A 12,619-nucleotide genomic window follows, 5' to 3' on the forward strand; every position below is an offset into this window, starting at 1 on the left:
CCTGCACACTGGGAGCCCGCCTGACCATGCCTGTATTCCTGCGCTTTTTCGCCCTTGTTCTCTTATTCAGCGCCTCACTGGTGCGCGGCGAAAACCTGAATACCACCTATATCACGCTGGCGTCAGCGGTCTATGAAGACTCCCTGATCAGCGCCCGGGATCTGCAAAGCCACATCGACGCCCTGCTGGCACAGCCCTCGCCCAAGACCCTGAGCGCCGCTCGCGATGCCTGGCGCAAGGCGCGCGTGCCCTACCAGCAGAGCGAAACCTTCCGCTTTGCCAACCCGGAAATTGACGACTGGGAAGGCGCACTCAATGCCTGGCCTTTAGACGAGGGGCTGATTGATTACGTCAGCGACGACTACTTTCATGAAATGGGCAACCTGGGCGCGCAGCTGAATATCATTGCCAACCCCACGATCCAGCTTGCCGGGCAGGAAATCGACGCCAGAGAGATCTCCCCCGAACTGATTCAGTCTTTTCACGAATTTGCCGGTAGTGAAGCCAATGTGGCGTCCGGTTACCACGCCATCGAATTTTTGCTTTGGGGGCAGGATCTGAACGGCACCCAAGCCGGTGCGGGTGAGCGCCCCTATACCGACTTTGTCGTGGATGATAACTGCAGCAACGGTCATTGCGAGCGTCGCCGCCAGTACCTGAAGGCCGTGACCACCTTGCTGGTCAGCGATCTTGAGGCCATGGTCGCTCGCTGGCAGGCCGGCGGTGATCTACACAAGAAATACAGCACGATGTCTGAGGAAGCAGTGGCCAACAGCATTGTGTTCAGTATCGGTTCCCTGTCACTGGGAGAACTGGCTGGCGAGCGCATGAAAGTGCCTCTGGAAGCCAATTCCACCGAAGACGAGCACGACTGCTTCAGCGACAACACCCACTGGTCGCACTATTACAACGCCCTCGGCATGCAGAACCTGTTTACGGGACAGTATCAGCGTATCAATGGCGACAGCGTCGGCGGCCCCTCGCTCGCAGACTTTGCGCGCAAGCGTGCACCGGAAGCTACCGAGCATCTGCGACGTGCCATGAATGTCAGCGTAGAAAAAACTCAGGCTCTGGTGAAGGCCGCCGAACACAAAATAAAACCTATGAAATTTGACCAGATGATTGCCGAAGGCAACCGCGAGGGTCGCGCACTAGTCATGAACGCGATTGACGCGCTGGTTGCACAGACCACCGCACTGGAAGATCTGGCCCGCACCCTGGGACTGGGCTCAGAGAACAGCGATGCCTCGCACTAAGCCTCTTTTCGTTACGCTTCACCTGTTTGCTCTGACCGCCCTGCTATTGCAGGGCGCCTGCCAGTCGGTCGAACAACACTTGCCCGCCAATACCCTCGGCGGTGCACTCACCTCGTCAGCGCCGCCCCATCAAGTGTCGTCCACTTTCACTCCGGAGGAACGCCTGCAATACAGCCTCGGCGCCTCCTTCTTCAACAAACCTTGGGTAACAGCACCTAGCACCACCCACGACCGCGACGGCCTCGGCCCCCTGTTTAACGCCCATAGCTGCAGCAGCTGCCACCCCCGCGCCGGGCGCGGGCTATTGCCGGGTGCCAGTACTGCCGAGCGCGGCGGTCTGCTGTTTCGTTTCGCGAATACCGGCGGCCCGTTTGGCGCACAGCTACAAACGCGGGCGCTGCCGGGCTTTATCGCAGAGGGACAGGTGGGCCTGTCCTACAAAGAGCAGACGCTCCGCCTAGCGGACGGGGAAACGATTGCGCTGAGAAAGCCGAACTATCTTTCCGAACACCCGGGACTGTCTCCCAGGTTGGCGCCGCGACTGATCGGCATGGGCTTGATCGATGCGATACCGCAGAAAGCGCTCGCGGCTAATGCCGATCCCGACGATCGCAATCGCGACGGCATCAGTGGTCGCTACGCCGGTCGCTTTGGCTGGAAGGGTGAACAGCCCACGCTGCGCGACCAGGTGGCCAAAGCCTTTGCCGAAGACTTGGGCATCACGAACACCCTGTTTTCTCACACCGCAGGCTGCGAGCAAAACCCGGCGCGCTGTGAAGCGATCAGCGGCGGCGATCCGGAACTGAGCGACGAGGGCCTGGAGCAAGTGGTGGGCTATCTCGCTCGACTGAATGTGCCTCCAGCTCGCCTAAGTGATGAGCACCGCGAAGGCTGGACGCTATTTCAAATCGCCGGCTGCGGGAGCTGTCATACTCCCTCATGGCAAACCGGGCAGCACGCCGAGCCCCAACTCAACGAACAGACCATTTACCCCTTCAGTGATTTTCTGTTGCACGATATGGGTGAAGCGCTGTCTGACCCTGCCAGCGCAGATGCCCGAGAGTGGCGCACGGCGTCGCTGTGGGCGCTGGGTGACGGCCCGTATCTGCACGACGGTCGTGCCCGCACTGTATTGGAAGCCATTTTCTGGCATGGCGGCGAAGCCCAACAGAGTGTGGATGCTGTAAGGCAATTCACCGGCACGCAGCGCGCCGCGCTGATAGAATTCTTACGCGCGCTCTAGCAAATCGTTTTCAGGGGCAATCCATTGACTGGCAAAAACGCAATGACACACACTTTTTCCCGAGTCAGCCTGAGTCTGGCCTTCTGTTTTCTCGCCGCCTGCGGTAAGGCGCCGGAGCAGCAATTGCTCGACGCCACCGGCAGCGAAGCCATCCTGCCCTTACATGAAAAGTTTCTGGCGGAGTCCCTGAGCCTGTCGCAAAACACCAGTGCCTTTTGCGCCCAAAACTCACGTTCGGCGGAAGATCTCGCCGCCCTGCGCGATCGCTGGGTAGCCGCCATGAACGGCTGGGAAGGCATTCAAAGCATTCAGTTTGGCCCGGTTACCGACGACAACCAGGCTTGGAAAGTACAGTTCTGGCCCGACCGCAAAAACCTGATTGCCCGCAAAACCGAACAGTTCGTCATCGGCGACGAAGCCATCACCCTGCCCGCCCTACAGGATTCCAGCGTGGTCATTCAGGGCCTTTCGGCCATGGAATATCTGCTCTACGACAAACCCGCAGCCAAACTGATCGGCCCCGACGGGCAAGGATATTGCGACCACCTGAACGCCGCCGCCAGCAATCTGCAGCAGGTTGCGGATTTCCTGCATGAAGGCTGGCACCCGAGCGGTAAAAACTACCTCGGCACGTGGCAGTCACCCGGCCCGGACAATCTGGATTACCCGGATGAAAACGCAGCCATCGGCGCCTTGATCGAAACCATTGTCTACGGCCTAGAGCGCATCAAGCGCGACAAGCTGCAGCGCCCCCTTGGCCTTGAAGGCGGACAAGCCAACACCTTTCTACTGGAGTGGTGGCGCAGCCAGCAATCTCGTGAAGCCATTCTGATCAACCTGCACAGCCTGCAACTACTTTACAGCGCGGGAAATGGCGCCGGTTTGAACGAACTGCTGCAAGCGCGCGGCGCCACCGAACTCAGCGACACTGTGACCACCCAGTTTGATCGCGCCATCAGTGCCATCGCCAGCCTTGAAGGCAGCCTCGAACAGAACCATGCCAAAGCCGCAAACGCCGAGTCTTTAGAAACGCTTTACGCAACACTCACTGATTTGCTGGCGGCCTTTAAACGCGAAATCCCGTCGACTTTAGGCATTACCCTGGGCTTTAACGCCAATGACGGCGACTGAGTTTTCCCGCCGTCAGATTCTGGGCGGCTGCCTCGCCGGGCTTGCGCTGAGCCTGACCGGCACGGTCGCCGCAGGCAGCAAGCGCCGGATTTATTCGGCGGCCAGCGATCGTAATAATCGTCATTTTCTGTGCTGCTGGGCAGAGGGCGAATTGCAGTTCAAAGTAGCCAGCTCCGGTCGCGGCCACGATGTCCTTCTGAATGTGCACACCAATAGCGCGCTCTATTTTGCGCGCCGCCCGGGTACCTGGCTGACGGTGCTCGATGCTCACAGCGGTGAACTTCAGGCGAGTGTCACCAGCCCGGCCGGCCGACATTTTTATGGCCACGGCACCTTGATTCAGCAAGGTGAGATTTTGCTGACCAGCGAAAATGATTTCGCTAATGGCGGTCAGGGTGTGATCGGTATCTACGATTGTCGCGATAACTATCGGCGTATCGGAGAATTCGCCAGCGGCGGAATCGGCCCGCATCAGATCGCCACGATGCCGAATGGCCGAACTCTGGTTGTCGCCAATGGCGGCATACTGACGCTACCGGGATCAAACCGCGACAAATTGAATCTGGATTCCATGCAACCGAACCTGAGTTATATCGATAGTCGCACGGGGCAATTGCTCGGCCAGTATCAACCGCCGCACCCACAATTAAGTCTGCGCCACCTGGATGTAAACAACGCCGGTGAGGTGACCGTCGGCGCTCAGTTTGAGGGTGATACGGCACAAACCCTGCCGCTGTTATTTCGTCATTGGGGCGAAGACACACTGCAGCCACTCAGCGCCAGTGACACGGTATGGCGAAGCCACAACCACTATATCGCCAGCGTTGCCAGTGCTGGCGATACGGTTATTGCCACCTCGCCCCGCGGCAACTGCATCAGCCGCTGGCGCAACGGCCAATTCGAAAAACTCGAACATTTGAATGATGTCGCCGGCGTCGCTTTCGACCCGCAGCGCAATGCCTTTGTAACCAGTAACGGTCGCGGCCAGTTGGTACACGTAGATCAGCAAGGGCTCAGCTTGACTGGCCGCGTTGCCGATCTGCGCTGGGACAACCATATGGAATTGAGCACATGAAGCGACGCCGCTTTCTACAGCACTCACTGCAGGCCGCCGCAGCGGCCACTCTGGCGATGAGCCCGCAGCTCAGTTTGAGCCTGTCACGACGCCCGGACTACGACTACATTCTCACCGCTGAAGAAAAGCCCCTGTCTATTCTGCCGAATACTACCAGTCCGGCACTCGCCTTTAATGGTGAATTTCCGGCGCCGGTAATTCGCGCTCGCCAGGGCGAAAAGCTGCGCGTTCATTTCACCAACAAATTGTCCCAGGAAACCACCATCCACTGGCACGGCATCCGGCTCGACAACGCCATGGACGGAGTACCTTACCTCACTCAGTTACCGGTAAAACCCGGCGCCAGCTTTGACTACGAATTTGTCTGCCCCGACGCCGGCACCTTCTGGTACCACCCCCACATGCACAGTGTCGAGCAACTGGGTAAAGGCTTGGTGGGCGCCTTAATTGTGGAAGAGAAAAACAAACCGGCCTTTGACGCGGATGTCATTGTGGGTTTTAAAGACTGGCGCCTGAACAAAGACGGCAGTTTCAAAACTCTGTCAGAACCACGCCACGCTGCGCGCGCCGGCACCCTTGGCAATGTCGCGACCGTTAACGGCGAATTGCTGCCAGAAATAGAAGTGCCCGCCAACGCAACCGTTCGCGTGCGCTTACTGAATATGGATAACAGTCGGCAGTTCGCTATCAGCCTCGGCGAGCATCTCGGGCAAGACAACGCCAGTATCATAGCGATCGACGCCATGCCGGTACCGAACAAAGCGCTCGATATTCATCAACTGGGCGTGGGTATGCGCCTCGACCTGGGCTTGCACACACCTGCCGACGCAGGTGTAGAAATTCCGATTTACGATGTTAAAGGTCGCTTCTATCAAAAGGTCTGCAGCTTGCGCACCACCGCGCCGATTCGAAGCACGGCGCCGCCAGCCATCCCAACCTTGCCACCCAACCCGGTTTCCGAGCCCGACGTGAGCAAGGCCGAAACTCACCGTTTTGTATTTGAGTGGGCCGGCGCCATGACACCGGTGTCAGCCAGCGGTCACACCCACCACGAGTTCTGGACCATCAACCGCCGCGCCTGGGCTGGCATGCACAGCGCCAACCTGCCCGAACCACTGGCGGAACTTGAGCTGGGCAAGAGTTATATCTTCGAGTTGCACAACGCGACGCCGCACGGGCACCCGATTCACCTGCACGGGCTGATCTTCAAAGTGTTAAGTTCAGACAAGAAAAACATCACGCCGTTTTTTACCGACACGATTCTGCTCGAAAAAAATGAACGCGCCACCATAGCGTTTGTCGCTGACAACCCCGGCGGCTGGATGTATCACTGCCATGTGATTGAGCATATGAAAACCGGCTTGATGGGCTATATTCGAATTTCCTGACACCCGCAGAACGCGCGAATTGCGCTTATGAATAGGGGCGAATAATTCGATTGGCAAACTGCTCCATCATTCGCTTTTTGTCATCGAGACTGGAGCCTTTACCGAGCGCGTATTCAAAGGGCATATTCAGCCCGGAGCTCATACCGTGTTCGGCCAACCGCTGAAACATTGCAAGATCGGGTTCAGCCATTAAACCAATCAAGGTATCAAAGGGGCGATCGGCTCGACCGTAGTCGCTGCGCAATTGATTGAGCTCCGCAAGCACTTGCGGAACCTCCTCGGGCGTATTGCCAGCGCCAATCCAACCATCGCCATAACGCGCAGCCCGCCGCAGTGCCAACTTGTTAGCACCCCCGATATAGATTGGAATGTCATTCTTGGGTGCTGGTGCCAGTCGGATGGGCGGGAAGTCGATGTAGTCACCGTGATACTCGACAAGTTCAGGCTTCCACAATACCCGCAGTGCTTCGAGACATTCATCCAGCCGCTTGCCGCGGGTTTTAAAATCAATGCCGTAAATATCAAACTCTTCCCGCATCCAGCCTGCGCCCGCACCCAGGACAAAACGGCCGTCACTGAGAATATCCAGCGTGGCGCATGCCTTGGCGACTTCGATGGGATTACGCAGTGGCAAGACATACACGCCGCAGGTAAAGCGCAGTGTTGTGGTGGCCGCAGCCACAGCCCCAAACAGGGCCCATTGATCCGGGTATTCCGAGTCTTCGGTCTGGGGCGGGTAACCGCTGTCTGAATAGGGATAACCCGCCTCCATCACGCCGGGGTAAAGCGCGTGGTCGCCACTCATCACGCCGTGAAAACCGACCTCTTCCGCAAAACGGGCAATCTCAATTAACTGATCGGTCTCGGCCCAGGTGATAGGTTGCCAGAATTTCATACAGCCTCCGCAACAGTCTTTACTGTTGGCAATCGATGAGTACTTTAGCGGCAGTGCTGATATCTCCAGCCAGCGCCAAGGCCTCGGTAAATTTCGACAGAGGAAGGCAATGACTGATCAACGGAGAAACGTCGATGTCACCACGACTCAACATCGAAATGACGTCTGAAAACTCGTTGTCGTAAGCCATCGAGCCCGTGACCACCAGCTCACGCATCAGCAGATTGACGAGATCGAAGGAAACCGGCGCCTTATGCAAACCGAGCACAACAACGCGCGCCCCGGTTTTAGCCAGTGAGGTAATTTGTTCGAACACCGGACCGGCGCCAGTGGTTTCCAGATAGAGATCGGTGTTCGGGACCGACATTCCCATCAGATCAGTACGACCTTGGTGTTCCATCAATGCCGCTGCCAGATCGGTCTGCGCCTGAATCGTGGTCGCGCCCAGTTGGCGGGCAATCGACAGCCGGAACTCCGAAAGATCGACTGCAACAATGTCGGATACACCCAGGTAACGCAGGGCAACGATGGCGCTTAAGCCGATCGGCCCTGCGCCAAAAACAACCACTCTGTCACCTTGTTTGGCCTGCCCTTTGTGACAGCCGTGAAGCGCAACCGAAAGCGGCTCGACCAGAGCAGCGTGCTCCGAAGGCAAGGTATCGGGCACTTTCAACAGGGCGCGAGGATCTCGCGCTACGCCGCGCACCTGCAAAAATGGCGCAAAACCGCCTTCAGGACCGCCGTTGCCAATGGCATTGGCGTTCGCCATCGGATTGATAACCACCCGATCACCCGCCGACAGCGAACCTACATTTTCCCCCAGCGCGGCCACCGTCCCCACCAGCTCGTGTCCGAGCGGCATGGGTTGAGTACCTCCCAAGCCCCCCATTCGGATATAACCAAGATCCGAACCGCAGATGCCGCACAGTGACACCTTGACCAGCACGTCGTCGTCACCGGGTTCAGGGATATCAACCTGATCAATCCGAACATCGTCAGGGCCATGTACATTAACCAGGGGCATTTTCATGGCATCAGTTTTCCTTGTTGGCGGCTTCGGCTTTTTCTGAAAGCAGATCAATCTGATGGCGCAGCCAGGACGATAACCAGAAATTTTCAGATTGCTTTAGTAGCGCCTGATGGATGTCGCGCGCCAAGGCATAACTCGCGCTCGTCCCCGACCTGGCATTGTGAATCAAATCCAACAAATGCAGCGCCTGCTCATAATGGCCGCCGCGATATTTTTCCTGCGCCCGCGTCAGCAGATTATCGACGCCCGCCAGCTCCACAATATCCGTATGCACACTGTTTGCCGGAACGCTGTAAAGCTCGGTGGTTGACTCGTGATGAAACCAACCCGCGTAGCTTTCCCAGATGGCACGAACACTCCAGCTCACCTTGCCGTAACCTTCTCCCACATGAAGCTCGGGAGGAATACGGATTTCCTGCATCAGTTGGTGGACTGTTTTACCGCTATTCATTCCCTTCACGGTTTCGTCGTGCACATGCAGAATAGCGCCATGCAAGGCCTTGAGTTCGTCTTGAATTATCGCGCTGCCGACAATCGGACCATGATGACCGTAAAGAATCATCTTGGGCTCCAGTTCTCGCACTACCTCGACAGCGCGAGCCACGACCAAAGCCTCCCGATAGCGATCGCCACGAATCGTGACCAGATTGGGGAAATGCCCGAAGGGGCAACCGAATAAATTGCCGGTGAAACAGATTCGCTGCTTCGGCAACCAGACAATCACAGAGTCATTAGTTTCGGCGCCCGGCACCGCAATAATCTCGAACGCTATACCGCCCAGCTCAAAGCTATACCGCTCATCAACCAGCAGGTCTGGCACCGGGGTGTCCTGCGCCGGATACTCGGTATAGCCGTGCTCCTGATAATGCGCAAAGGCCTTCATAAACTTACTGGTAAACGCAAAGGCAGAACGGTTACCCCGAAACGGCCCCAGCCTTCCATCATAGGCTTGATGCTCCGGGTTATTCGCACCCGCGATAACCCTTAAACCAGGATTCTTCTCGCGGAAATAGGCCACGCCGCCTACATGATCCACATGCCCCTGCGTCAAGATCAAGGTGTGTAAGGGCTGCTCTGAAAAACTCGCAAGATTGGCGTCGATAACCGGCGCCTCCATGCCCATACCGGCATTGAGTTGCACGATGCCTTCCGACGTTTCTATGCGATACACATTGGAGAAGGCTTCGCTCAGGCTTATAAAATCGTTTATTCGTTTTCCGCTATCAAAGCGCGACGGATTCGGTTCAATGGGACGTTCTTTGTATATTGCCTGACGCATCACTTGCGCTCCGCCTCAACTGGGAAAGCCTTAAAGTAAAATTCAAAACGCTCACGCAAGGCGTCGGGGTCAATACCAAACTGCCCTTGCAGGTCGTAGACCACCTGGCCGTGTTTGCCACGGGGATGGTTATCCATAAACGCCTTTAGCTGCTCGCGCGCCTCGGCCGTCATCGGCAAGTCAGCCTTGGTGTAGATTTTCTCGACCATGCCGATGTCGTCTGCCATAAAACGATGAAAGGGCACATCAATACTTTGCGCCTGCGGAAGGCAGTCGCGGTCGCGCACGCAGGCCTGCAAAAGGTGTTCAATGCGATCGATCCAGTAATCGGCCAGCTCAGCAAGACCAATTCTTGTACGCGACATACGCTGCCCATAGGCAAGCATGGTGATGGCCGATTGAATAACCGCGACCGGATCGCGGTGGGTAACCGCTACGGTGGCATCGGGAAATACCTTGTTCAACACCGGCAATTGCTCCATGTGCTGAGGACATTTCAGCACCCAGCGGGTGTTCTCGCCGGAGAGATCACCATCCTGCCAAGTGAGAATCTTGAGCACCGTCTTCATGTAGTCGTAGTGAGGGGTTTGATCGCTTTGGTAATAGTGGTCGCGCCAGCGCGGCTCATGGCAGAGCCACTCGAAGTTGTATGAGGCGAAATCCGGCCCCATCAATTCCAGCTCTTCGTGAATATGATCAGGCTCCATGGGGTGCATCGCGGCGAGGTGGGGCACGGTCTGCTGCATCGCCGCCCACTCGTCAGCGCAGCGCTGGTAGCGGGGATCGGTTCCATCGGGCAGCAAGGCCTCTCCAGGCGTCGGCACAGGTTCATAGGACTCCCACAGGGGTAGCGCCCGCAACCTGTGGTCCGCCGCCATCAGATTCAGCAGATGCGTTGTTCCCGAACGCGGCAAACCGGCAACAATAATCGGCTTGCTGATTTGCACCTGGTGAATTTCCGGGTGGCGTTTTAGCAGGTCCTGAATAAGCAGGCGGTTCTTGGCGAAGACCAGCAGCTTGTTGCGAAGATTGAACTTACCGAGGGAATTCAAGCTTGGGTTGCGGTTCCAGGCATCACAGAGAAGATCCAGCCGTTCGCGAAACTCGTCGTCGCCAAAATCATCCAGCCCCAACGCACTTTTGGCCTCACTCAGGATATCGTCACCATCCAGAGTTACCGACAGGGTGTTGCCGAAATCGAGAATCGCACGCTGCTGCTCGGTGTATTGAGGTTGCGCCAGATCCTGAAGATAAATCCTGCTCATCATTCGCTCGCCGTATTTTCGTAAAACTCGATAAGCAGAGGGTCGCCATCGCGCTCGAGATAGGCGGCGGCAATCGTATCGGCAAAGCGTTTGGTCCAGATGGCGCGGTAACCCAAGGCTTCGGCTTCGCTGACTTTGGCTTCGAGATTGGTCACGCGAAAGCGCAGGTGATGCAGCCCTTCCCTGCCTGCGTCCAGAAACTCTTTGTGGGGCGTCTCACCCTCCAGCCATTCGATCAGTTCGATTTCAATGTCGCCACTGCGGGCGAACGCCAGTCGCAGCGAACTGTTTTCCTGACGACCACGATAATTCCAGTCCATATCCGGCGCTTCCATTATGCTGAAGTCGCCAAACAGCGGCCGGTAGCGCTCCATGGCCTCTTCCAGATTGCTCACAACAAAACCGACCTGATCGATTGGACCGAGATTAAGTGCTGCTTGCAGGGTCGCTGACATGAGAAACTCCCATCAAATATAACTTGCGGTCGCGGACACGCGTTGACCAAAATGTAATTCACCCATATTATTAATTCAAGCATATTAATTGATGCGCGTTTTCGGAGGCGGCGATGTTTAAGGGGATTTCGTTCGACTACACGGGTGCCACGGTGCTGATTACCGGCGGCTCCAACGGCATCGGCCTCGCCTGTGCCAAAGCCTATCGCGACGCCGGAGCAGAGGTGATCCTTACCGGTCGTCGGCCCAAGGCTGAAGACTACGACCACGATCTAAGCGGCTTTATCTACACCCCCCTCGACGTATCCGACCGCAGCGCCCTGATCGATCTGGCAAACAGCCTCGACACCCTCGATATTCTTATCAATAACGCCGGGGGGACTCAGGCGGATGAGTGGGAGCACGACGGCTTTGATCAGTCGCTGGCAATCAACTTGAACAGCGCCTTTCATCTCAGCACCGCCTGCCGCCCACTGCTGGAAGCCAGCGAGTGGGAAGGCGGTGCCAGCATTATTGGCATCGCCTCCATGACCTCCTACTTCGGCAGCGCGTGGACACCAGCCTACGGCCCGGCCAAGGCCGGGATCGTGCAATTGATGAAGACCTTTGGTCACAACTGGGGGCAGTACGGCATTCGCGCCAACGCTGTGGCCGCCGGCTTGACCCGCACCAATCTGGTGGCACCGGTAATCGAACATATGCCTGACATGGTGGATGAAACCCTGACACGACAGGGCATCAAACGTCTAGGCGAAGCCGAAGACATTGCGGCCGCGGTTCTATTCCTGACCTCGCCTGCCGCAAGCTGGATTACGGGGCAAACGCTGCCCGTCGACGGCGGTTTTACCGTGGGCATGTAATGGCGATGACCGCAGCCAATAAACACCAGCAGAACTCCCAAGCCACGCGCGACCGACTTATAGAGGCGGCGGAACAACTATTCGGCTCAAGGAGCATCGACGCCGTTTCGATAAGTGAAATTACCGCAGCGGCCGGTCAGAAAAACCGCAATGCCTTGCAATATCACTTCAAAAATCGCAGCGGCTTATTGCAGGCGATCGTCGAAAAACATGCGCACCACGTTGCAATCTTGCGGGAAGACTACTTTCAGCGCGCCGAAGCCGGCGAGTGGCGCGCAGCCGAGGCCGCCGCGCGCTGCTTGATCATGCCCCTCGTTGACTACGTCAGAGACACCCCAAAAGCCGTCAACTTTGTGAAAATCGTCTCGCAGCTGTCGGCCCTGAATAAGATCCAGGGAAACAGCGAGAACGCCTTGGGCATCCAGTTTCCGGCAATACCAAGACTCCGCGAACTGCTCGTCGAGGCGATGACCCATCTGAGCCGAGCGGAGCAGGAACAGCGCATCTTTCTGGCGGTGAATATCACCTTCCACGGCATTGCCGATATTTATCGTGCCTCGGCCCAGGACAAATCTAACAAGCGCAAACGACCCGATGCCGCTATGTTTGAACAGTTGGTTTGCGCACTGGAATCCTTTCTTGCAGCGCCAGCCATTAAAACCCAATAAGGTGGCCTGGCCGCTATATCCAGAGCAATAAAAAACCCGGCTGCGACTTCGCAACCGGGTTCTAATGAAACACC

Annotated in this window: 12 protein-coding genes; 7 read left to right on the forward strand and 5 right to left on the reverse strand. The window is 57.0% G+C overall.

All coding sequences use genetic code 11. The features are described 5' to 3' along the window. The first annotated feature begins 26 nt into the window (after positions 1 to 26). The 5 genes from FHR99_RS12535 to FHR99_RS12555 are packed head-to-tail and all read left to right on the forward strand — an operon-like array spanning position 27 to position 6,093. The gene (locus FHR99_RS12535) at positions 27 to 1,256 is read left to right on the forward strand and encodes an imelysin family protein (protein ID WP_183411049.1); all 1,230 of its coding nucleotides are present in this window, start codon (positions 27 to 29) and stop codon (positions 1,254 to 1,256) included. After that, positions 1,243 to 2,499 (forward strand): di-heme oxidoredictase family protein, encoded by a 1,257-nt coding sequence (locus FHR99_RS12540; RefSeq protein ID WP_183411050.1) that lies wholly within the window; start codon positions 1,243 to 1,245, stop codon positions 2,497 to 2,499. Before FHR99_RS12535 ends, FHR99_RS12540 begins: the two co-directional genes overlap by 14 nt. A gap of 42 nt (positions 2,500 to 2,541) precedes the next feature. Then, positions 2,542 to 3,630, forward strand: coding sequence for an imelysin family protein (locus FHR99_RS12545; RefSeq protein ID WP_183411051.1), 1,089 nt, complete (start codon positions 2,542 to 2,544; stop codon positions 3,628 to 3,630). Beyond that, positions 3,617 to 4,705 carry a DUF1513 domain-containing protein gene (locus tag FHR99_RS12550; RefSeq protein ID WP_183411052.1) on the forward strand — a complete coding sequence of 363 codons (1,089 nt, stop codon included), beginning with the start codon at positions 3,617 to 3,619 and terminating at the stop codon, positions 4,703 to 4,705. Before FHR99_RS12545 ends, FHR99_RS12550 begins: the two co-directional genes overlap by 14 nt. Beyond that, positions 4,702 to 6,093 (forward strand): multicopper oxidase family protein, encoded by a 1,392-nt coding sequence (locus FHR99_RS12555; RefSeq protein WP_183411053.1) that lies wholly within the window; start codon positions 4,702 to 4,704, stop codon positions 6,091 to 6,093. The genes FHR99_RS12550 and FHR99_RS12555 overlap by 4 nt, the downstream gene beginning before the upstream one ends. A gap of 25 nt (positions 6,094 to 6,118) precedes the next feature. Here the strand turns inward: FHR99_RS12555 and FHR99_RS12560 are convergent, their stop codons facing one another. The 5 genes from FHR99_RS12560 to FHR99_RS12580 are packed head-to-tail and all read right to left on the reverse strand — an operon-like array spanning position 6,119 to position 11,017. Further along, positions 6,119 to 6,988: an LLM class F420-dependent oxidoreductase gene (locus tag FHR99_RS12560; RefSeq protein WP_183411054.1), complete on the reverse strand. Its 870-nt coding sequence runs from the start codon at positions 6,986 to 6,988 to the stop codon at positions 6,119 to 6,121. Positions 6,989 to 7,007: 19 nt separating this feature from the next. Then, complete coding sequence (locus FHR99_RS12565; RefSeq protein ID WP_183411055.1) at positions 7,008 to 8,018, reverse strand: zinc-dependent alcohol dehydrogenase; 1,011 nt, start codon at positions 8,016 to 8,018, stop codon at positions 7,008 to 7,010. Positions 8,019 to 8,022: 4 nt separating this feature from the next. Further along, complete coding sequence (locus FHR99_RS12570; RefSeq protein ID WP_183411056.1) at positions 8,023 to 9,297, reverse strand: alkyl sulfatase dimerization domain-containing protein; 1,275 nt, start codon at positions 9,295 to 9,297, stop codon at positions 8,023 to 8,025. Then, positions 9,297 to 10,565, reverse strand: coding sequence for a sulfotransferase family protein (locus FHR99_RS12575; protein ID WP_246386914.1), 1,269 nt, complete (start codon positions 10,563 to 10,565; stop codon positions 9,297 to 9,299). Before FHR99_RS12575 ends, FHR99_RS12570 begins: the two co-directional genes overlap by 1 nt. Then, complete coding sequence (locus FHR99_RS12580; RefSeq protein WP_183411057.1) at positions 10,562 to 11,017, reverse strand: VOC family protein; 456 nt, start codon at positions 11,015 to 11,017, stop codon at positions 10,562 to 10,564. Before FHR99_RS12580 ends, FHR99_RS12575 begins: the two co-directional genes overlap by 4 nt. Positions 11,018 to 11,130: 113 nt before the next feature. Here FHR99_RS12580 and FHR99_RS12585 point away from each other — a divergent pair, with 113 nt between their 5' ends. Next, a complete protein-coding gene (locus FHR99_RS12585; RefSeq protein WP_183411058.1) occupies positions 11,131 to 11,877 on the forward strand; it encodes an SDR family NAD(P)-dependent oxidoreductase in 747 nt (248 codons plus the stop codon). Further along, the gene (locus FHR99_RS12590) at positions 11,877 to 12,545 is read left to right on the forward strand and encodes a TetR/AcrR family transcriptional regulator (protein ID WP_183411059.1); all 669 of its coding nucleotides are present in this window, start codon (positions 11,877 to 11,879) and stop codon (positions 12,543 to 12,545) included. Before FHR99_RS12585 ends, FHR99_RS12590 begins: the two co-directional genes overlap by 1 nt. Positions 12,546 to 12,619: the final 74 nt, after the last annotated feature.

Origin of the sequence: Litorivivens lipolytica, assembly GCF_014191715.1 — a bacterium.
GTDB lineage: Bacteria > Pseudomonadota > Gammaproteobacteria > Pseudomonadales > Spongiibacteraceae > Litorivivens > Litorivivens lipolytica.

Bases quoted from the DNA above. Each gene is read 5' to 3' on its own strand.
- FHR99_RS12535 (WP_183411049.1), top strand. From the start codon at position 27: ATGCCTGTATTCCTGCGCTTTTTCGCCCTTGTTCTCTTATTCAGCGCC.
- FHR99_RS12540 (WP_183411050.1), top strand. From the start codon at position 1,243: ATGCCTCGCACTAAGCCTCTTTTCGTTACGCTTCACCTGTTTGCTCTG.
- FHR99_RS12545 (WP_183411051.1), top strand. From the start codon at position 2,542: ATGACACACACTTTTTCCCGAGTCAGCCTGAGTCTGGCCTTCTGTTTT.
- FHR99_RS12550 (WP_183411052.1), top strand. From the start codon at position 3,617: ATGACGGCGACTGAGTTTTCCCGCCGTCAGATTCTGGGCGGCTGCCTC.
- FHR99_RS12555 (WP_183411053.1), top strand. From the start codon at position 4,702: ATGAAGCGACGCCGCTTTCTACAGCACTCACTGCAGGCCGCCGCAGCG.
- FHR99_RS12560 (WP_183411054.1), bottom strand. From the start codon at position 6,988: ATGAAATTCTGGCAACCTATCACCTGGGCCGAGACCGATCAGTTAATT.
- FHR99_RS12565 (WP_183411055.1), bottom strand. From the start codon at position 8,018: ATGAAAATGCCCCTGGTTAATGTACATGGCCCTGACGATGTTCGGATT.
- FHR99_RS12570 (WP_183411056.1), bottom strand. From the start codon at position 9,297: ATGCGTCAGGCAATATACAAAGAACGTCCCATTGAACCGAATCCGTCG.
- FHR99_RS12575 (WP_246386914.1), bottom strand. From the start codon at position 10,565: ATGATGAGCAGGATTTATCTTCAGGATCTGGCGCAACCTCAATACACC.
- FHR99_RS12580 (WP_183411057.1), bottom strand. From the start codon at position 11,017: ATGTCAGCGACCCTGCAAGCAGCACTTAATCTCGGTCCAATCGATCAG.
- FHR99_RS12585 (WP_183411058.1), top strand. From the start codon at position 11,131: ATGTTTAAGGGGATTTCGTTCGACTACACGGGTGCCACGGTGCTGATT.
- FHR99_RS12590 (WP_183411059.1), top strand. From the start codon at position 11,877: ATGGCGATGACCGCAGCCAATAAACACCAGCAGAACTCCCAAGCCACG.